Genomic DNA, 18461 nt, shown 5'->3' with positions numbered 1-18461 from the left:
GCGGTCTGTGCGGCGGCGGCCCGCGCCGCCGGGCGGTGCCGCGCGTCACCGGCACGGTCCCGGCCCGGGGCGCGGCGCGGGGCTGGGAGGATGGGAGGGTGACTGGAACGCTGGTACTTGCAGGGACGCCCATCGGCGAGGTCGCGGACGCCCCGCCGCGGCTCGCCGCCGAACTGGCCGCCGCCGACGTGATCGCCGCCGAGGACACCCGCCGGCTGCGCCGGCTCACCCAGGCGCTGGACGTGACGCCCGCCGGCCGGATCGTGTCGTACTTCGAGGGCAACGAGGCGGCCCGGACACCGGAGTTGGCGGACGCGCTGGCCGGCGGGGCGCGGGTGCTGCTGGTCACCGACGCCGGCATGCCGTCGGTCTCCGACCCCGGCTACCGCCTGGTCGCGGCGGCCGTCGAGCGCGGCGTCAAGGTCACCGCCGTGCCCGGCCCGAGCGCGGTGCTCACCGCGCTCGCGGTCTCCGGGCTGCCGGTGGACCGCTTCTGCTTCGAGGGCTTCCTGCCCCGCAAGGCGGGGGAGCGGCTCTCCCGGCTCCGCGAGGTCGAGGGCGAGCGCCGCACCCTGGTCTACTTCGAGGCGCCGCACCGCCTGGACGACACCCTCGCCGCGATGACCGAGGTCTTCGGCGCGGACCGCCGCGCCGCGGTCTGCCGGGAGCTGACCAAGACCTACGAGGAGGTCCGGCGCGGCGGGCTGGCCGAGCTGGCGGAGTGGGCCGCCGAGGGCGTCCGCGGGGAGATCACGATCGTGGTCGAGGGGGCCCCGGAGAGCGGTCCGGCGGAACTGGACGCCGACGAGCTGGTGCGCCGGGTGCGGATCCGCGAGGAGGCCGGGGAGCGGCGCAAGGAGGCGATCGCGGCGGTGGCGGCGGACGCCGGGCTGCCCAAGCGGGAGGTCTTCGACGCGGTCGTGGCGGCCAAGAACGCCGAACCGGCCGCCGCGCGGGAGGCCGGGCGGGGTGCGGCCGGCCCGCGGTAAAGGCCCGCCCCGCTGAGCGTGGGCGCGCTCGGTAGAGCGTAAAAGCCCAGGCCACAGGCCCGAACCGACCCACAGGGAGGTAAATGGCGGGCATCGAAGGTAAAGCGATCGACCGCCTAGTGGTGCGTTTTTCCTACGACCTGCCAAATCTGGGCCAACAGGTAGCAGCATGGCTGCGCTCGGGCCGCGAAAGGCGTTCCCTGGGAACCGGGACGTCCGGTCCCCGGAGAGCTTGTCCTGCGGACAAGAGGAGCGCACATGAGCGACATCACGAAGACCACCGCCGGCATCACCGGTGCGGCCCCCGCCAGCCCCCTCCCGCCCCGCCCCCGACCGTCCGAGCCCGCCGCCCGGGAGGCGTACGCGTTCTGCTGCATGAGCTGCGGCCACGGCTGGGAGCAGGCGTACGAGATCGAGCACCAGGTCGATGCCAAGGGCGTCACGCACGCCGTCTACTACGCGGACGGCGAGCGCGTCCCGTCTCCGCTGACCCATCCCACGTGCCGCAGCTGCGGCGGCAACGTCGTCCGCATCATGCGCTCCGGACAGGTCTCGATGGTCTCCGACGCGATCGCGAACATGCACCAGCCGCACCACCGCAAGAACTCCCGCCACGCGGACGGCGGCAGCACCGCCGAACCGCGGCGGCACCACTGGCACCTCTCCGACCTGCTGCACCCCTTCCAGCACCACCGCAAGTGAGCCGCCGGCCGCGGTCCTCGTAGGATCGCGGCCATGGCCAAGCAGGACAAGGACACCCCGCCGCCGCTGCCCGAACCGCTCCGGGTACCGGTCGCGGACTCGCACACCCACCTGGACATGCAGGGTGCCACCGTCGAAGAGGCGCTGGCCACGGCCGCCTCGGTCGGCGTCACCACCCTCGTCCAAGTGGGCTGCGACCTCAGCGGCTCCCGCTGGGCCGCGGACACCGCCGCCGCCCACGACGCCGTGCACGCCACCGTCGCCCTCCACCCCAACGAGGCCCCGCGGATCGTCCTCGGCGATCCTGACGGCTGGTCCCGGCAAGGTGCCCGCCGGGCCGGCGGCGACGCCGCGCTGGACGAGGCGCTCGCCGAGATCGACCGGCTCGCCGCCCTGCCCCAGGTCCGCGGCGTCGGCGAGACCGGCCTGGACTACTTCCGCACCGGCCCCGACGGCGTCGCCGCCCAGGAACGGTCCTTCCGCGCCCACATCGAGATCGCCAAACGGCACGGCAAGGCCCTGGTCATCCACGACCGCGAGGCCCACGACGACGTGCTGCGCATCCTGCGCGAGGAGGGCGCGCCCGACCGCGTCGTCTTCCACTGCTACTCCGGCGACGCCGCGATGGCCGAGGTCTGCGCCGCCGCCGGCTACTTCATGTCCTTCGCCGGCAACGTCACCTTCAAGAACGCCCGGCCGCTGCGCGAGGCCCTCGCCGTCGCCCCGCCCGAACTCCTCCTCGTCGAGACCGACGCCCCCTTCCTCACCCCCGCGCCGTACCGCGGACGGGCCAACGCCCCCTACCTCATCCCGCTCACGCTGCGTGCCATGGCCGATGTCAAGGACATGGCCGAGGACGCCCTGGCCTCGGCCGTCGCCGCCAACACCGCCCGCGCGTTCGACTACTGACGGTCATCCGGGCCCGCCCGGCGTACCCGCCCCGCCGTAAGGCGAGTTGGGTCCGCCGCCCACCCTCCGCTACATTCCGCGGTTGACCGGTTACCGGACGACACCCGTGGCAGGTGCAGTGTGAGTCCTCCAACCAGTGGCCGCCGAGCGGGCCGCGGCCGCGGCCGCCGCCGGCGCGCCCCCGAGACCCCCGCACAGCTGCGCCGGCTGCTGCCCCGCGCCCTGGTCGTCGCCTTCCTCGCCGGCGGCACCACCGCCTTCGTCGCACACGACAAGGCCGTCAAGCTCAGCGTCGACGGCGACCCCCGCACGCTGCACACCTTCGCCGACGACGTCGACGGGCTGCTGGCCGACCAGGACCTCGCCGTCGGCGACCACGACATCGTCGCCCCCGCCCCCGGCACCGGCCTCACCAGCGGCGACGAGGTGGTGGTCCGGCACGGCCGGCCGGTCATGCTCACCCTGGACGGGCAGCGCCGCCAGGTGTGGACCACCGCCGACACCGTCGCCGGTGCCCTGCACCAGCTCGGCGTCCGCGCCGAGGGCGCCTACCTCTCCACCGCCCGCTCCCAGCCCATCGGCCGGCACGGCCTGGAGCTGGCGGTCCGCACCGAACGCGCGCTGGTCTTCGTCGCCGACGGCCGCGAGTACCACGTCCGCACCAACGCCGCCACGGTCCGCGAGGCCCTCGCCGAGGCCGGCCTGGCGCTGCGCGACCACGACACCACCTCGGTGCCGCCGGACAGCTTCCCCCGCGAGGGCCAGACCGTCTCCGTACTGCGGATCAGCGGCACCACCGAGGTCCGCGAGGAGACCGTCCCGTTCCGCACCGTCAAGCGGCCCGACCCGCAACTGACGGTCGGCACCGAGGCCGTCGTCCGGCCCGGCGTCCCCGGCGTACGGCGCGTCACCTACCGCCTGGAGACCGTCAACGGCGTCCGCCGCAAACCACGCAAGATCGCCGTCGAGACCGTCCGCCGCCCCCGCCCGCAGATCGTCCACGTCGGCACCCGGGCCCTGCCCACCTCCGTCCGCGGCGCCGACCAGCTCGCCTGGGAGGCGCTCGCCCAGTGCGAGGCCGGCGGCCGGCCGGACGCCGTCGACGCCTCCGGCACCTACGGCGGGCTCTACCAGTTCGACGTCGGCACCTGGCAACACCTCGGCGGCTCAGGCCGCCCCCAGGACGCCCCCGCCGACGAGCAGACCTACCGGGCCAAGAAGCTCTACCTCACCCGGGGCGCGAGCCCCTGGCCCGTATGCGGCCGTAAGCTTCACGGGTGAGAGTGAACGAGCGCAGCGAGCGAACCACTAAAAGGTGCGCACCGTGCGCATGCACGGCCGAGCTCTGCGAGGCTTTGGCATGAGCAAGACCACTGACGAAACCGGCCCCCTGCTGGGCCCCGCCGATGTCCGGGAACTGGCCGCAGCGCTGGGCGTACGCCCCACCAAGCAGCGCGGCCAGAACTTCGTCATCGACGCCAACACCGTCCGCCGGATCGTCCGGACCGCCGAGGTCCGCCCCGACGACGTGGTCGTCGAGGTCGGCCCCGGACTGGGCTCGCTGACCCTGGCCCTGCTGGAGGTCGCCGACCGCGTCACCGCCGTCGAGATCGACGACGTGCTCGCCGCGGCACTGCCCGCCACCGTCGCCGCCCGCCTGCCCGAACGCGCCGACCGCTTCGCGCTCGTCCACCGCGACGCCCTGCACGTCACCGAGCTGCCCGGCCCGGCCCCCACCGCCCTGGTCGCCAACCTCCCGTACAACGTCGCCGTCCCCGTGCTCCTGCACATGCTGGAGCGGTTCCCGACCATCGAGCGGACCCTGGTCATGGTCCAGGCCGAGGTCGCCGACCGGCTCGCCGCCCGCCCCGGCAACAAGGTCTACGGCGTCCCCTCCGTCAAGGCCAACTGGTACGCCGAGGTCAAGCGGGCCGGCGCCATCGGCCGCAACGTCTTCTGGCCCGCGCCCAACGTCGAGTCCGGCCTGGTCTCCCTCGTCCGCCGCGCCGAACCGCTCCCCTCCCGGGTCTCCCGCCAGGAGGTCTTCGCCGTCGTCGACGCGGCCTTCGCCCAGCGCCGCAAGACCCTGCGGGCCGCCCTCGCCGGCTGGGCGGGCTCGGCCGCCGCGGCCGAGGCGGCCCTGGTCGCGGCCGGCGTCTCCCCCCAGGCCCGCGGCGAGTCGCTGACCGTCGAGTCCTTCATCGCCATCGCCGAGAACAAGGCCGCGGCCGCGGACCAGGAGGCCACCCGATGACCCGCGCCACCTCCGTCACCGTCCGCGTCCCCGCCAAGGTCAACGTCCAGCTCGCCGTCGGCGGCCGCCGTCCCGACGGCTTCCACGACCTGGCCAACGTCTTCCTCGCCGTCGGCCTGTACGACGAGGTGACGGCGACCCCCGCCGACCGCCTCACCCTCACCTGCACCGGCCCCGACGCCGACCAGGTCCCCCTCGACGACACCAACCTCGCCGCCCGCGCCGCCCGCGCACTGGCCGCCCGCCACGGCCTGGACCCCCACGTCCACCTGCACATCGCCAAGGACATCCCGGTCGCCGGCGGCATGGCCGGCGGCAGCGCGGACGCCGCCGGCGCCCTGCTGGCCTGCGACACCCTCTGGGGCACCGGCGCCACCCAGGACGAACTGCTCGCCATCTGCGCCGAGTTGGGCAGCGACGTACCCTTCAGCCTGGTCGGCGGCGCCGCGCTGGGCCGCGGCCGCGGCGAACTGCTGGAGCCCCTCGCCGTCGGCGGCACCTTCCACTGGGTCTTCGCGGTCGCCGACGGCGGCCTGTCCACCCCCGCCGTCTACAAGGAGTGCGACCGCCTGCGGGACACCACGGGCCGCGGCGCCACCACCGCCGACATCCCCGACCCCGAGCCGTCCCCGGCCCTCCTGGAGGCCCTGCGCACCGGCGACGCCACCGCCCTGGCCGCGTCGATGAGCAACGACCTCCAGGCCGCCGCGGTCTCCCTCCGCCCGTCGCTGGCCGCCACCCTCGCCGCCGGCACCGACGCCGGGGCGCCGGCCGCCCTGGTCTCCGGCTCCGGCCCGACCACGGCGTTCCTGGCAGCGGACGCCGAGGACGCCGAACGGGTCGCGGCAGCGCTACGCGCCTCGGGCACCTGCCGCACGGCCCGTGCCACGGTCGGCCCGGCGCCGGGCGCGACGGTTTTGAGCGACGGGTGACGGTCCGCCCGGCTGCCGTTATCCGGGAAGCGTGTGGACGCTGCGTTCCGCCACATCGGACAGGTGGCGTCCGGCGGTCCGGAAGTCGTTGTCGTCGTGGAGGATGACGAGTCCGTGGTGAACGGCCGTTGCGCACACCAGCCAGTCGACTGCTGACAGGCTCTGGTGCTGTCCTCGCTGGGCCAACCGGTACTGAGCGGTCTCGACCCAGCGCCAGGCGGTCTTCGGTACGGAGACGTCCGGGTACAGGTCGGTGAACATCTCGGTCATCTGGTCGTACTCGTCAAGGCTGCGGGCTGATTGCCGGAACTCCACCCGCTGCACTGCGCACGAGCCGATCACCCCGTCGTCCAGCTCATGTCCCCACGCGTCGTTCAGCTTGCGGTCGCGCTGAAGCCGCCAGACGGCCGTGGAATCGGCGAGGTAGCGAATCACGGTCACGCGGCTCCCGGCTGCTGCATGCCTCGCGCGTGCCGCGCGGCCTTCTCTGCCGCGTGACGCTGCTGGAACCCTTCTTCGTCCCAGCCCTGCGCATTCTCCAGGTGCTTCAGTCGCTGCTCCGTGCGTCGGCGCCGCTCGGCGTACTCACGCAGCGCGATGTTGACCATCTCCTTCTTGGTCCTGGCGCCGGACAGTCTCATGGCTTCCGCCAGTGCGTCGTCGTCGATGTCGATCTGAGTGGCGGACATCGCACACCTCCGTCTCGTATGCCTCATACAAAGCTACCCGATAGTGCATACATGGAGGCAGTCACGGCACAGTCCCGGTTGCGGGGCGCGGAAGGCGCGTTCGCAGCCGTCGCAGTTCTGGAGGGGGTCCGGGCGTGCGGAGGCCGGGGCGGCGGCCGGGAGCGGTGGGGGAAGCGACGCCGTGAGGCGGTGGGCGAGGAAGGCCGCCGGTGTGTGGAGGTCGCTCGGCAGGTTGGCCGTGAGGGTGCGGCGTACGGCGTCGGGCGGTGCGGCGCGTTCGAGCCAGGCGCTCACGGCCGGGGCGAGGCGGGCCACGTCCGCCTCGGAGAGCAGCAGGCGGGGGTCGTCACGCCGCAGCTCCACGAGGATGCGGTGGGCCAGGCGCGCCCCGTCCGGACTGGGGCGACGCGGCGCGGGAAGCGGCGCACGTGCCGGTTTCGGAGCCGGTTTCGGTGCCGGTTCGGGTTTCGGCGTCGACCTCGGTGTCGGCTTCGCCTCGTGTTCCCGTTCGGGCCTCGGGGTCCGTTGGGCGGGACGGGCCACGGGGCAGGGGGCCGCGCCCGGCTGGTTGTACGACACCGTGCGCGTCACCACCCGCCCGCTCGGCAGCCGCTCCCGCGTGCGCTTCAGGTACCCGGCCACCTCCAACTCCCTTAGTGCGGAGGCGATACGGGCCTCGCTCTCGGGGAAACGGGCGGTCAGACACTTGATGCCGATGCGCGCCCCGGCGGGCAGCGACTGGATGTGCAAGGCGAGCCCGATCGCGACGAGCGACAGCTCGCGGTGTTGGGCGAGGTGATTGCCCACCACAGTGAAGTGGCTGGTGTGACGGGAGTTGGCGTGAATGACGCCGGACGAGGGAGTCGGCGCGGGAACGCGGGACACGGGGCGCGCGGGCGCGCTAGGGTTTTGGAGAGCCATAGGGAAGGTGTGTCTTCCTGGTTGGTCAGGCCCTCGTTCGGGATGGCAGTCCCGGCCGGGGGCCGAAGCATGTGTGCGGTCGTGCACTCGTGCACTTGTCGCGGCGAGCATATGCCGCTCAACCCGCCTTAATCACAACGCAGTTGGCATATGTCACCCATGTGGGTGGCCGGGTGGCGGGCTGGTGGGCTGATGGGGGCTTGGGCAGCGTAAGGGTTCCGTCAGAGCCCCGTCATGATCGACAAGGCTCGGCCGCCTCCCCCGAGAGCGCCTCGTAGCGTCTTGCCCGTTGCCTGCACTCCGAACGATTGTGCGGGCGAAGATGATGGCGTATCGATGGGGGAACGGCGCATGGCCGCGCGGCAATTCCAGGCGCATCCGGACGGGTTACGGGAACTGGCAACGGAATTCCAGTCCGCCGCCGATGAACTCGCCGGGGGCATAGAGGGATTCGTGGGAAACGTCTTCGAAATCGGGGAGGCGTTCGGGGTGATAGCCGCGTGCCAAGGGATCACCGATCAGTACGCAGAGATGGTCAACCACACTGCCGAGGGCCTCGCCGAACTCGCCCAATTACTCCGCTCCAACAGTGCGGGACTCAACCAGTCCGCCGCCAACTACGACGGTGTCGACGAGCACGCCAGCCAAACGCTGGGGGCCTGACCGGTGAGCATCAACAGCTACCTGGTCGACAAGGTCGTCCCGGTCCTGGAAATGCTGGAAATCCCCTGGCCGGGCGGCGACCCGACGACCCTGCGGGAAATCGCCCACCGCTGGGGGAGTTTCGGGCAGGACCTCCAGGAAACCGCCGAGCGCCTGAACAAGCGGGTGGACGCCACGGTGGGCGTCACCTGGCACGGCGACGCGGCCGACGGCTTCAAGAAGCACTGGAAGCAGCAGCACGAAGCCTTCCAGGCCACTGCCAAGAACTTCGCCGCCGTACAGAAGCAGCTCGATGACTATGCGGACGAGGCCGAGGCGATCGTCAAGGAGATCGTCGAGATCGCCCTGGAGATCGCCGAGACGGAACTCGCCGGTGTCCTGCTGACGGCGGTCACGGCGGGTATTTCGGACGTGGTGGCGAACGCGGCCGCCGGGGCCCGGGCCATGAAAATCATTGGTCTCGTGGAGCGGTTCGCGAAGCTTGCGGAGAAAGCCAGGAAATCCGTCTACGAATTCCTCAAGGGCTCCAGGACATTGACGCGTCTGGTCAAGGCGCTGTCCAAGCTGGTCCAGGACGGCCTCAAGAACACCGCGATGAACCTCGTGGGAACGGGCGTCAGCAAGGAACTCACCGGTCAGGGCGGCCTCACCGCACAGGACTGGCAGAACGCCGCCATCGCAGGCGGTGTGGCCGCGGCGCCGGGAGCCCTTGGCAAGGGCCTGGGCTCACTGGGGCAACACGGCGCACCCAACGCCTTCGACAAGGTACTGGCCGGCGATGGCCTGGAGGGGCGCGCCAAGACGGCCCAGAGCGTCATCTCCGGTGGGTTGAACAGCGCGGCAGGCACGTTCGTGTCGGAGCAGTTCGACCCGACGGCGACGACCGTCGGCCTCGATACCGCGACCAGCCTCGTCACCGGCGCTGAGGGCGCTCGCCACGCGGGTCGGTTGAAGCAAGGAGATCTACCGGACGCAGTGTGGCCGGCCTTTCGTGACGCCCATGAGATCGGCGCGAACGGGACCATCTACACCGGTGGCGGTGTTGTCGACGACACGATCAAACATCACCACCTGCCGAACGCGGGGTCCGCGGTTACGGACCAGGACGGCGCGGTGCAACTTCCCCGTGAAGAGCACGAGGGGAACCCTTTTGGATAGTGCGGGGTTCACCGGGCCGGCTTGGGGAGGGGATGCTGGCCGTGTGGCCTTTCAGCGGTAAGAAGTGGCAGGGAACGGGTCGCCGGAGGCGGCCAGCCGGGGAGCCCAATCCCCATCCGGTAAAGCCCTGGTGGTTCCAGTGGGACGCATGGGAAGCTGCCCGTCCGGACTGGCGCCTGCTGTTGAAACACAAGGATCGGTTCGCCGCCACGGCGCCTTTTCGCGGCCAGCCGATGGGCGGATACCCCTGGCACGTCTCCGCCGGTGAGCTGCCTGATCCGGCCGGCACCGGCGAGAGCGTCGAGGCGCTGCTCTGGGAGATGAGGCAGACGATCCACCGAGGCACCTCCTCCACCGAACTCGTGTCATCCGGGGTGGCCCTGACCTTTCCCTGGCCACTCCCCCCGTTCGGCTTCTACCCCCAGAGCGATCACTGGCGTGCGACGCGGGGGGATTTCTTCTACACCACCCCCGAGCGTCTTCTGTGCGAGTACGACGCACTTGCGGCGCTCGGTCCGGCGCATGGGCAAACGAGGGTGCTGGTCGCCGACGACCGGGTCTTCTCCGCACTCGTCAGGCCGGAGGTACTCCAACGTCCCCAGCTGTCCGGCAGGCATGTGCGCCTCGACGGTAACCACGCGGTCGCCTGGGCAAAAGGGTATGCCTCTCCCGCAATGCTCGAAGAGTGCGCCACAGAGCTGTACGAGCTGGTCAACCTGCTTCCCCGTTCCTGGGGGAGTGAGCATGTCGACCGCGTTCGCGCCCTCGTCGTGGCGGGTGATCTCAAGGGTTTGGAGAGGTGGAGGTTCCGTTCCTTAAAGCCTTGACGTCGGGCCGGGCCGGGACGCGGCCCACCGGGTCGCGGAAACCCACGACCCGGTGACCACCCTTCCGTGCACATTGGGACGAATCGCGCCCGCGGCGGCGCCGGGCGCGCGTAACGTGCCGAGGAATCGCGTTGTAACGGGCAACCAGCAACCAGCAACCAGCAACCAGCAAGCAGCGGTGGTGAGTTATGCCCCCTCGTAAGGACGCCGATCCCTCGGCCAGTGTCCCGTGCTTCTACGGTGCCGAGCTGCGCTTCCTCCGGGAGCAGGCCGGTCTCACGCTGGAACAGCTGTCGGAGGGCAGCTATCGCGGCATCCCGTTGCTCAGCCGCATCGAACGCGGTGAGTGCGGAATGCCGATGGATCTGGCCATCCACATCGACAAGAGGCTCGACACGAACGGCTTCTTCGAGCGCCGCTGCGAGGCGTTGGCAAAGGCCCGCCGGGCGGGTCATGCGGAGTACTTCGCGGACGTGCTGGAGATGGAGCAGCGGGCGGAGACGATCGACGAGTGGGCGCCGATGCTCGTTCCCGGTCTGCTCCAGACGCCGGCGTATACGCGGGCGGTCGTGCGGGCGGCCATGCCAAGAGCGGCAGACGGTGCCGTCGAGGAGAAGGTCACAGCCCGGATGTCCCGGGCAATGATCTTCGACACGGAGGCGCCGCCGAAGCTCTGGGTGATCCTGGACGAGTCGCTGATCCGCTATCCGCCGCTCGTGAAGCAGTACCGGGAGTCGTACGATCTGCTCAGGCCGCCGCACTGCCGCCCGCGGCGTCTCTGTCCGTGATCGAGACAGCGGCAGGGGACTACCGAAATGGCAAGCAGAGCGCTCGACTTGAGTAATGCATCGTGGCGTAAGAGCAGCTACAGCAACGGCACCGGAGGCAACTGCGTCGAGGTCGCCGACGGCCTCCCCGGCATCGTCCCCGTCCGGGACAGCAAGGTTCCGCAGGGGCCCGCGCTGGTCTTCTCCGCCGCCGGGTGGGCGTCGTTCGTGTCGGCCCTCAAGGGCGACGCCTAGAGCTCGTCGATGGCGGTCAGGTCGATGTCGATGGGGTAGGGCACGCTGAGCTTGACGCGGTCGTGGTAAATGCCGGTCAGTGCATACGTGCCAGTGGCCTTGCCGAGCTCGTGGACCTGGACGACCGGGTGGTCGTCCGGGCCCGCGCCGTGGGAGATCCGGCAGCGTGAACAGGTCGTCCACCGTGTACCCGTCCACCGGGGGCCTTGGCCAGTGTCGTTCCATGGGTGGGATTCTTCGGTCTGTTCGTTTCGTTCATGTAGCGGCCGTATCGGCGCGCGTCCTCACAAAGAGTGACCGAGCCGGCGCGTCCCACGGCAGCCGCCCCCGTCCTCCCCCGAAGCGCCCCACCCCGCGCCGACTACGCTTGGAGACCGACCGAGCCCCGTCCGGGGACGCACAGAGCAGGAGTGAGATGGCCGCCAACCTCGTCAATCTGGAAGCCGTCGACAAGGTGTACGGGACGCGTGCGCTGCTCGACGGTGTGTCCCTCGGCGTCAACGAGGGCGACCGGATCGGCGTCGTGGGTCGTAACGGCGACGGCAAGACCACGCTGATCCGGATCCTCGCCAAGCTGGAGTCCGCCGACGCCGGCCGGGTCACGCACGCCGGTGACCTGCGGCTGGGCGTGCTGACCCAGCACGATTCGCTGGACCCGGCCGCAACCATCCGGCACGAGGTGATCGGTGATCTCGCCGATCACGAGTGGGCCGGGAACGCCAAGATCAGGGACGTGCTGACGGGGCTGTTCGGGGATCTGCACCTCCCCGGCTTCACCGACGGCCTGGACACCGTCATCGGGCCGCTGTCCGGTGGCGAGCGGCGGCGGATCGCGCTGGCCAAGCTGCTGATCGCCGAGCAGGACCTGATCGTGCTGGACGAGCCGACCAACCACCTCGATGTGGAGGGGATCTCCTGGCTGGCACGGCATCTGGCGGCGCGGCGCTCCGCGCTCGTCGTCGTCACCCACGACCGGTGGTTCCTGGACCAGGTGGCGACGCGGATGTGGGACGTGCAGCGCGGCACCGTCCACGAGTACGAGGGCGGGTACAGCGACTATGTCTTCGCCCGGGCGGAGCGGGAGCGGATCGCGGCCTCCGAGGAGGCCAAGCGGCAGAACCTGATGCGCAAGGAGCTGGCGTGGCTGCGGCGCGGGGCGCCGGCGCGCACCAGCAAGCCGCGGTTCCGGATCGAGGCGGCCAACGAGCTGATCGCGGACGTGCCGCCGCCGCGGGACAACGCAGAGCTGATGAAGTTCGCCAGCTCGCGGCTGGGCAAGACCGTCTTCGAGCTGGCGGGCGTGACCGTCCAGGCCGGGCCGAAGGTGCTGCTCAAGCACCTGACGTGGCAGCTGGGCCCGGGCGACCGGATCGGTCTGGTGGGTGTCAACGGCGCGGGCAAGACCTCGCTGCTGCGGACGCTGGAGGCGGCCGCCCGCAGCGGTGGCGAGCAGCAGCCGGCGGCGGGCAAGGTCGTGGTCGGCAAGACCGTCAAGCTGGCCTACCTCTCGCAGGAGGTCGCCGAGCTCAACCCCGCGCTGCGGGTGCTGGAGGCCGTCCAGCAGGTCCGCGACCGGGTCGACCTCGGCAAGGGCCGGGAGATGACGGCGGGGCAGCTGTGCGAGAAGTTCGGGTTCACGAAGGAGAAGCAGTGGACGCCGGTGGGGGACCTCTCCGGCGGTGAGCGGCGGCGGCTGCAGATCCTGCGGCTGCTGATGGACGAGCCGAACGTCCTCTTCCTGGACGAGCCGACCAACGACCTCGACATCGAGACGCTGACCCAGCTGGAGGACCTGCTGGACGGCTGGCCGGGCTCGATGATCGTCATCAGCCACGACCGGTACTTCGTGGAGCGCACGACGGACCGGGTCTTCGCGCTGCTGGGCGACGCGGCACTGCGGATGCTGCCGCGCGGCCTGGACGAGTATCTGGAGCGCCGGCAGAAGGTGATCGAGGCGGCGACGCCGGCGCCCGCCCAGCCGGCCGCCGCGGCCCCGAAGAAGCCGGCCGCCGTGAACCGCGCCGCGCAGAAGGAACTCCAGCGGATCGAGCGCCAGCTGGACAAGATCGGCGAGAAGGAGTCGGCGCTGCACGCGCAGATGGCCGAGCACGCCACCGACTTCGAGAAGATCGCCGGTCTCGACGCGGAGCTGCGCGAACTGGGCTCGCAGCGCGAGGAGTTGGAGCTGCGCTGGCTGGAGCTGGCCGAGGACGCGTAGGTACCGGGCGCGGGGGCGGCAACCGGCCCCGAATGGCCTGGATTCCCGCGTTCCGGTGGTCTTCTCCTGCCTAGGGGGCGCGCATCGGCGGCCGAGCGTGTAGCTTCCCGGGGACACCCAGCGGGGTAGGGGAGTGGAGGGGGTTCGCTCGATGGGCGTGCGGCTCATGGTGGTCGACGATCATCGCCTGCTCGCCGAGGCGCTCGCCTCGGCCCTGAAGCTGCGCGGGCACCGCGTTCTGGCCGCCGCCGCGCCCAGTGCCGGGGCGGCGGAGCTGGTGGTGAGCCGGGCGCCGGAGGTGTGCCTGCTGGGCACGGCGGGCCCGGCCGAGCCGGGGGCGTTCGACCCGGTCGCCCGGATCAAGAAGGAGCGGCCGCAGATCGCCGTGGTGGTGCTCGGGCCGGTGCCCAGCCCGCGCGGGATCGCCGCCGCCTTCGCCGCCGGGGCCTCCGGCTACGTCCGCAACGACGAGCGCATCGAGGGCGTCGAACGGGCGATGTTGAAGGCGCGGGCGGGCGAGGCGGCGGTCGCCCCGCAACTGCTCCAGCAGGCGTTCGGCGAGCTGCTGCACCCCGCCGCCCAGCCCGACGACGAGGGGGCGCGGCTGCTGCAACTGCTCACCCCGCGCGAGGTGGAGGTGCTGATCCGGGTCGCCGACGGCGAGGACACCCGGGTGATCGCGGCGGGCATGGACATCGCCCCGAGCACCGCCCGCACCCACGTCCAGCGGGTGCTGATGAAGCTGGAGGTGGGCTCCCGGCTGGAGGCGGCCGCGCTGGCCGCCCGCACCGGCCTGCTGGAGCGCGTCCAGCGGGCTTAGCGGGTGTCCGCCCTGCCGCGCTCCTCCTGAACGCCTGCCCCGTCCCCGTCCCCGGCGTCCGGCGCGGGCGGTGGGACGGTGGGCCGCAGCTTCAGCCAGACCAGGAAGAACGCGCCGAGCGCGAGCATGCCCAGGCCCGTCCACAGGTTGATGTTGATGCCCTGTGCCTTGCGCAGGTCCGCGTCGGAGGCGGCGAGCCCCGCGATGGTGACGATCACGCCGTAGACGGCGAACAGGCCGCCGATGACGCGCCGGATGTCGAAGAGCCGGGCGGCGGTGGCCGAGGAGCGCTCCAACTCGCTGACTTCTTGTTGCAGTTCGGACATGGCGGGGCCTCCGGTCAGAGCGAGTAGGGCAGGTAGCACAGCGCGGCGAGGACCACGGCGCCCCAGCCGAGCAGCGCGGGCTTGCGGTACCAGGCGTCGTCGCCCTCGGCGGAAGGCTCCGCGGGCTCCGGCGCGGCCGCCCCGTCGCCGCCGGCCCGTCCTGTGCGGCCGGACTCCCAGACCAGCCCGGCGAGTTCGGCCGCCGGCCTGGGCTCGGTGAAGAGCGTGACGACGACCATGACGACCGCGCCGGCGACGAAGCCGACGATCGCGGAGACGAAGTTGGCGCCCTGGTCGGTCGGGATGGAGATCACGTGCTGCTTGTAGATCCAGAAGTAGTTGACCATCGCGGCGGTGGTGCCGGCCAGCAGGCCCCAGACACCGGACTTCATCGAGGCCCGCTTCCAGAACATGCCGATGATGAACACCACGAACATCGGCACGTTGAAGAAGGAGAACAGGGTCTGGAGGTAGCCCATGATGTTGGAGAACGACGAGGCGATGAACGCGGTGCCGATCGAGGCCAGCACCCCGATCGCGGTGATCAGCCGGCCGAACCGCAGGTAGTACCCGTCGGGCCGGTCCCGCTTCACGTACTTGGCCCAGATGTCGTACGTGAAGACGGTGTTGAAGGACGAGACGTTGGCGGCCATGCCGGCCATGAAGGCGGCCAGCAGCCCGGTGACGGCGATGCCCAGCACGCCGTTGGGCAGCAGTTCCTGCATCAGGTAGGGGATCGCGTCGTTGTACGGGAGGCCGCCCGGGGCGCCGATCTTCGGGACGAGGACGGCGGCGACCAGGCCCGGGATCATCACCAGGAAGACGATGAACATCTTCGGGAAGGCGCCGATGAGCGGGGTGCGCCGGGCGGCGGAGAGGTTCTTCGCGGACAGTGCGCGCTGCACCTCGGCGAAGTTGGTGGTCCAGTAGCCGAAGGAGAGCACGAAGCCCAGACCGAGGACGATGGTCAGCCAGTTGGCGCCCAGCGGGTTGGCCTGGCCGATGCCGGTGCCGCCCCAGGCGGTCAGGAAGTCGTGGCCGTGCGAGGCCGTCAGCGAGTGGGACAGCCCGCTCCAGCCGCCGACCCGCTTGAGGCCGAGGACGGCCAGCGGGATCAGCGCGGCGAGGATGACGAAGAACTGGAGCACCTCGTTGTAGATCGCCGAGGAGAGCCCGCCGATGGTGATGTAGGCGAGGACGAACAGCCCGGCGACGACGATGGCGACCCACTGGGGCCAGCCGAGCAGCGCCTCGACGACGATTGACAGGGCGTAGAGGTTCACGCCGGCGATCAGGACGGCGGCGAAGGCGAACAGCACCGAGCTGAGCAGGTGGGCCGACCGGTCGAAGCGCTGGAGCAGGAACTCCGGCACGGAGCGGACCTTGGAGCGGTAGTAGAAGGGCATCATGACCAGGCCGAGGAAGACCATGGCCGGGATGGCGCCGATCCAGTACCAGTGGACGACCGCGACGCCGTACTGCGCGCCGGTCGCCGCCATGCCGAGGATCTCGGTGGCGCCGAGGTTGGCGGCGACGAAGGCGAGCCCGGTGACCCAGGCGGGCAGCGACCGCCCGGAGAGGAAGAAGTCCAGGCTCGTCCGCACGCTGCGCCGGGCGGCGAAGCCGATGCCGAGGACGACGACGAAGTAGAGGGCCAGGATCGTGTAGTCGAGCCCGTTGGTCGGGAGGCGTAGCCCTTCGGCAAGAGTGATCATGGAGGACTCTTTTCGGGGAGCACAGCGGTGTGCGAAGTGAACGCACAAAAACGTACGCAGGCCCGACCGAAAACTGAATAGTTTTGTTTGATTCAGTTGTTGGATCATGAGCGATGGTCGTCGAACGTGCTGGCATTTATCCGCTATGTCCGCTCTGTGAGCCCAACGGGGCGGGTGTGGCCCCGCGTTGACGACTCTGTTCGGTTGTGCTTCATTGTGTTTGTTTGTGTTTGGCTGGCGTGGTCGCCATGGTGAGGAGCTCCCCGGTGAAGAAGACGACGACGCGGCTCGCGGACGGCCGGGAGCTGATCTACTACGACGCGTCCGACACCACCGACCGCACCGCCGCCGACCCCCGGCCCCTCGACCCGGTCGCCACCGCCTCCGAGATCCGCGCCGACCCCCTCCTCGGCGACACCGTCGCCATCGCCTCCCACCGCCAGGGCCGCACCTATCACCCGCCGGCCGACGAGTGCCCGCTGTGCCCCTCCCGCGACGGCCGGCACACCGAGATCCCCGCCGCCGACTACGACGTCGCCGTCTTCGAGAACCGCTTCCCCTCCCTGGCCGGCCCCCACGGCCGCTGCGAAGTGGTCTGCTTCACCCCCGACCACGACGCCTCGTTCGCCGACCTCACCGACGACCAGGCCGCCCTCGTCCTCGACGCCTGGACCGACCGCACCGCCGCCCTGACCCGACTCCCCGGCGTCGCCCAGGTCTTCTGCTTCGAGAACCGCGGCGCCGAGATCGGCGTCACCCTCGGCCACCCGCACGGCCAGATCTACGCCTACCCCTTCGTCACCCCGCGCACCGAGCGGATGCTGGCCTCCCTGGCCGCCCACCACGAGAAGACCGGCCGCAACCTCTTCGACGACGTCGTCGCCCGCGAACGCGCCGACGGCCGCCGCATCGTCCTCGACGGCGAACACTGGACCGCCTTCGTCCCCTACGCCGCCCACTGGCCCTACGAAGTGCATCTCTACCCCAAGCGCCGGGTCCCCGACCTGCTCGCCCTCGACGGCGCCGCCCGCACAGAATTCCCACAGATCTACCTGGAAGTCTTGCGCCGGTTCGACCGGCTCTTCGGCCCGGAAGCACCCCCGACGCCGTACATCTCCGCCTGGCACCAGGCACCCGTACACGCCGCGGAGCGCTCCCGGTTCGCGCTCCACCTAGAGCTCTTCACCGTCCGCAGGACTCCCGGCAAGCTGAAGTTCCTCGCGGGTTCCGAGTCCGGCATGAACGTGTTCATCAACGACGTGCCGCCGGAGACCGCGGCCGACCGACTGCGAGAGGCAGCGAGCAAGCCATGAGCACATACCTGGTGACCGGCGGCGCGGGCTACGTGGGCAGCGTGGTGGCCCGACACCTGCTGGAGGCCGGACACACCGTCACCGTCCTGGACAACCTCTCCACCGGCTTCCGCGCCGCCGTCCCGGCCGGCGCCGACTTCGTCGAGGGCGACATCCACGACGCCCACCGCTGGCTGGACCGTTCCTACGACGCCGTCCTCCACTTCGCCGCCTACTCCCAGGTCGGCGAGTCCGTCGCCAAGCCCGAGAAGTACTGGCACAACAACGTCGGCGGCAGCATGGCACTGCTCGCCGCGATGCGCACCGCCGGCGTGCGCACCCTCGTCTTCTCCTCCACCGCCGCCACCTACGGCGAGCCCGTCGGCACCCCGATCACCGAGACCGACCCGACGGCCCCCACCTCCCCCTACGGCGCGAGCAAGCTCGCCGTCGACCACATGATCACCGGCGAGGCGGCCGCCCACGGCCTGGCCGCGGTCTCCCTGCGCTACTTCAACGTCGCCGGCGCGTACGGCGCCAGCGGCGAACGCCACGACCCCGAATCGCACCTGATCCCGCTCGTCCTCCAGGTCGCCCAGGGCCGCCGCGAGGCCATCTCCGTCTACGGCGACGACTACCCCACCCCCGACGGCACCTGCGTCCGCGACTACATCCACGTCGCCGACCTCGCCGAGGCCCATCTGCTGGCCCTGAAGGCCGCGCGGCCCGGCGAACACCTCATCTGCAACCTCGGCAACGGCAACGGCTTCTCCGTCCGCGAGGTCGTCGAGACCGCCCGCGAGGTCACCGGCCACCCCATCCCCGAGATCGCCGCCCCTCGCCGCCCCGGCGACCCCGCCGTCCTCGTCGCCTCCGCCCACACCGCCACCACCCGGCTCGGCTGGCGCCCCACCCGCCCCGACCTCACCGAAATCATCACCGACGCCTGGAAGTTCGCGAACTCCGGGCAGTAGACCCAGCCCGGCAAAACCCAGCCCGGCAAAACCCAGCGCGGCAAAATCCA

General features: G+C 71.1%; 19 protein-coding genes and 1 pseudogene. 15 read left to right on the top strand and 5 right to left on the bottom strand.

What is annotated here, in order from left to right:
* Nucleotides 1-98 precede the first annotated feature (98 nt).
* The 6 genes from rsmI (at nt 99) to K2224_RS03485 (ending at nt 5786) form a co-directional block, all read left to right on the top strand.
* Nucleotides 99-989 (top strand): 16S rRNA (cytidine(1402)-2'-O)-methyltransferase, encoded by an 891-nt coding sequence (rsmI, locus tag K2224_RS03510; protein ID WP_221905203.1) that lies wholly within the window; start codon nt 99-101, stop codon nt 987-989.
* Between the two features lie 258 nt (nt 990-1247).
* The gene (locus tag K2224_RS03505; protein WP_221905202.1) at nt 1248-1691 is read left to right on the top strand and encodes a hypothetical protein; all 444 of its coding nucleotides are present in this window, start codon (nt 1248-1250) and stop codon (nt 1689-1691) included.
* Between the two features lie 33 nt (nt 1692-1724).
* Nucleotides 1725-2600, top strand: coding sequence for a TatD family hydrolase (locus K2224_RS03500; protein ID WP_221905201.1), 876 nt, complete (start codon nt 1725-1727; stop codon nt 2598-2600).
* 120 nt (nt 2601-2720) lie between these two features.
* Nucleotides 2721-3881 carry a resuscitation-promoting factor gene (locus K2224_RS03495; protein ID WP_221905200.1) on the top strand — a complete coding sequence of 387 codons (1161 nt, stop codon included), beginning with the start codon at nt 2721-2723 and terminating at the stop codon, nt 3879-3881.
* 79 nt (nt 3882-3960) lie between these two features.
* Nucleotides 3961-4854 carry a 16S rRNA (adenine(1518)-N(6)/adenine(1519)-N(6))-dimethyltransferase RsmA gene (gene rsmA, locus K2224_RS03490; RefSeq protein WP_221905199.1) on the top strand — a complete coding sequence of 298 codons (894 nt, stop codon included), beginning with the start codon at nt 3961-3963 and terminating at the stop codon, nt 4852-4854.
* Nucleotides 4851-5786 (top strand): 4-(cytidine 5'-diphospho)-2-C-methyl-D-erythritol kinase, encoded by a 936-nt coding sequence (locus K2224_RS03485; RefSeq protein ID WP_221905198.1) that lies wholly within the window; start codon nt 4851-4853, stop codon nt 5784-5786. Before rsmA ends, K2224_RS03485 begins: the two co-directional genes overlap by 4 nt.
* Before the next feature lie 18 nt (nt 5787-5804).
* On the opposite strand, the gene K2224_RS03480 is transcribed toward K2224_RS03485, so the two are convergent.
* The 3 genes from K2224_RS03480 to K2224_RS03470 are packed head-to-tail and all read right to left on the bottom strand — an operon-like array spanning nt 5805 to nt 7396.
* Complete coding sequence (locus K2224_RS03480) at nt 5805-6221, bottom strand: PIN domain-containing protein (protein WP_221909407.1); 417 nt, start codon at nt 6219-6221, stop codon at nt 5805-5807.
* A 2-nt stretch (nt 6222-6223) separates the two neighbouring features.
* A complete protein-coding gene (locus K2224_RS03475; RefSeq protein WP_221905197.1) occupies nt 6224-6475 on the bottom strand; it encodes a type II toxin-antitoxin system VapB family antitoxin in 252 nt (83 codons plus the stop codon).
* A 33-nt stretch (nt 6476-6508) separates the two neighbouring features.
* Nucleotides 6509-7396, bottom strand: coding sequence for a helix-turn-helix domain-containing protein (locus K2224_RS03470; RefSeq protein WP_221905196.1), 888 nt, complete (start codon nt 7394-7396; stop codon nt 6509-6511).
* Nucleotides 7397-7747: 351 nt separating this feature from the next.
* Here K2224_RS03470 and K2224_RS03465 point away from each other — a divergent pair, with 351 nt between their 5' ends.
* The 7 genes and pseudogenes from K2224_RS03465 (at nt 7748) to K2224_RS03435 (ending at nt 14104) form a co-directional block, all read left to right on the top strand.
* Nucleotides 7748-8059, top strand: coding sequence for a type VII secretion target (locus K2224_RS03465; protein ID WP_221905195.1), 312 nt, complete (start codon nt 7748-7750; stop codon nt 8057-8059).
* A 3-nt stretch (nt 8060-8062) separates the two neighbouring features.
* The gene (locus K2224_RS03460; RefSeq protein WP_221905194.1) at nt 8063-9217 is read left to right on the top strand and encodes a WXG100 family type VII secretion target; all 1155 of its coding nucleotides are present in this window, start codon (nt 8063-8065) and stop codon (nt 9215-9217) included.
* A gap of 32 nt (nt 9218-9249) precedes the next feature.
* Nucleotides 9250-10044 carry a hypothetical protein gene (locus K2224_RS03455; RefSeq protein ID WP_221905193.1) on the top strand — a complete coding sequence of 265 codons (795 nt, stop codon included), beginning with the start codon at nt 9250-9252 and terminating at the stop codon, nt 10042-10044.
* Nucleotides 10045-10232: 188 nt separating this feature from the next.
* Nucleotides 10233-10888, top strand: a pseudogene (locus tag K2224_RS03450) (Scr1 family TA system antitoxin-like transcriptional regulator).
* Nucleotides 10860-11066 carry a DUF397 domain-containing protein gene (locus K2224_RS03445; RefSeq protein WP_221905192.1) on the top strand — a complete coding sequence of 69 codons (207 nt, stop codon included), beginning with the start codon at nt 10860-10862 and terminating at the stop codon, nt 11064-11066. Before K2224_RS03450 ends, K2224_RS03445 begins: the two are co-directional and overlap by 29 nt.
* Before the next feature lie 415 nt (nt 11067-11481).
* A complete protein-coding gene (locus K2224_RS03440; protein ID WP_221905191.1) occupies nt 11482-13284 on the top strand; it encodes an ABC-F family ATP-binding cassette domain-containing protein in 1803 nt (600 codons plus the stop codon).
* Between the two features lie 151 nt (nt 13285-13435).
* On the top strand, nt 13436-14104 hold the full coding sequence (locus tag K2224_RS03435) for a LuxR C-terminal-related transcriptional regulator (protein ID WP_221905190.1): 669 nt from the start codon (nt 13436-13438) through the stop codon (nt 14102-14104).
* On the opposite strand, the gene K2224_RS03430 is transcribed toward K2224_RS03435, so the two are convergent.
* Both K2224_RS03430 and K2224_RS03425 read right to left on the bottom strand, forming a co-directional pair.
* Nucleotides 14101-14430, bottom strand: a complete 330-nt coding sequence (locus tag K2224_RS03430) for a hypothetical protein (protein ID WP_221905189.1) — start codon at nt 14428-14430, stop codon at nt 14101-14103. The two genes, K2224_RS03435 and K2224_RS03430, sit on opposite strands and share 4 nt — an antisense overlap.
* A 14-nt stretch (nt 14431-14444) precedes the next feature.
* Nucleotides 14445-16145, bottom strand: coding sequence for a sodium:solute symporter family protein (locus tag K2224_RS03425; RefSeq protein ID WP_221905188.1), 1701 nt, complete (start codon nt 16143-16145; stop codon nt 14445-14447).
* 266 nt (nt 16146-16411) lie between these two features.
* Here K2224_RS03425 and galT point away from each other — a divergent pair, with 266 nt between their 5' ends.
* Nucleotides 16412-17458, top strand: coding sequence for a galactose-1-phosphate uridylyltransferase (gene galT / locus K2224_RS03420; protein ID WP_221905187.1), 1047 nt, complete (start codon nt 16412-16414; stop codon nt 17456-17458).
* Nucleotides 17455-18411: a UDP-glucose 4-epimerase GalE gene (gene galE / locus K2224_RS03415; RefSeq protein ID WP_221905186.1), complete on the top strand. Its 957-nt coding sequence runs from the start codon at nt 17455-17457 to the stop codon at nt 18409-18411. Before galT ends, galE begins: the two co-directional genes overlap by 4 nt.
* Nucleotides 18412-18461: the final 50 nt, after the last annotated feature.

Origin of the sequence: Streptomyces sp. BHT-5-2, from assembly GCF_019774615.1 — a bacterium.
Taxonomy (GTDB): domain Bacteria; phylum Actinomycetota; class Actinomycetes; order Streptomycetales; family Streptomycetaceae; genus Streptomyces.
The sequence above is the reverse complement of the archived record's forward strand: the minus strand, read 5'-3'. Positions and strand labels throughout refer to the sequence as shown.

Excerpts from the sequence above, each read along its gene's own strand:
- K2224_RS03505 (WP_221905202.1), top strand. The coding sequence starts at position 1,248 with ATGAGCGACATCACGAAGACCACCGCCGGCATCACCGGTGCGGCCCCC.
- K2224_RS03500 (WP_221905201.1), top strand. The coding sequence starts at position 1,725 with ATGGCCAAGCAGGACAAGGACACCCCGCCGCCGCTGCCCGAACCGCTC.
- rsmA (WP_221905199.1), top strand. The coding sequence starts at position 3,961 with ATGAGCAAGACCACTGACGAAACCGGCCCCCTGCTGGGCCCCGCCGAT.
- K2224_RS03485 (WP_221905198.1), top strand. The coding sequence starts at position 4,851 with ATGACCCGCGCCACCTCCGTCACCGTCCGCGTCCCCGCCAAGGTCAAC.
- K2224_RS03475 (WP_221905197.1), bottom strand. The coding sequence starts at position 6,475 with ATGTCCGCCACTCAGATCGACATCGACGACGACGCACTGGCGGAAGCC.
- K2224_RS03470 (WP_221905196.1), bottom strand. The coding sequence starts at position 7,396 with ATGGCTCTCCAAAACCCTAGCGCGCCCGCGCGCCCCGTGTCCCGCGTT.
- K2224_RS03465 (WP_221905195.1), top strand. The coding sequence starts at position 7,748 with ATGGCCGCGCGGCAATTCCAGGCGCATCCGGACGGGTTACGGGAACTG.
- K2224_RS03455 (WP_221905193.1), top strand. The coding sequence starts at position 9,250 with ATGCTGGCCGTGTGGCCTTTCAGCGGTAAGAAGTGGCAGGGAACGGGT.
- K2224_RS03445 (WP_221905192.1), top strand. The coding sequence starts at position 10,860 with ATGGCAAGCAGAGCGCTCGACTTGAGTAATGCATCGTGGCGTAAGAGC.
- K2224_RS03440 (WP_221905191.1), top strand. The coding sequence starts at position 11,482 with ATGGCCGCCAACCTCGTCAATCTGGAAGCCGTCGACAAGGTGTACGGG.
- K2224_RS03435 (WP_221905190.1), top strand. The coding sequence starts at position 13,436 with ATGGGCGTGCGGCTCATGGTGGTCGACGATCATCGCCTGCTCGCCGAG.
- K2224_RS03430 (WP_221905189.1), bottom strand. The coding sequence starts at position 14,430 with ATGTCCGAACTGCAACAAGAAGTCAGCGAGTTGGAGCGCTCCTCGGCC.
- K2224_RS03425 (WP_221905188.1), bottom strand. The coding sequence starts at position 16,145 with ATGATCACTCTTGCCGAAGGGCTACGCCTCCCGACCAACGGGCTCGAC.
- galE (WP_221905186.1), top strand. The coding sequence starts at position 17,455 with ATGAGCACATACCTGGTGACCGGCGGCGCGGGCTACGTGGGCAGCGTG.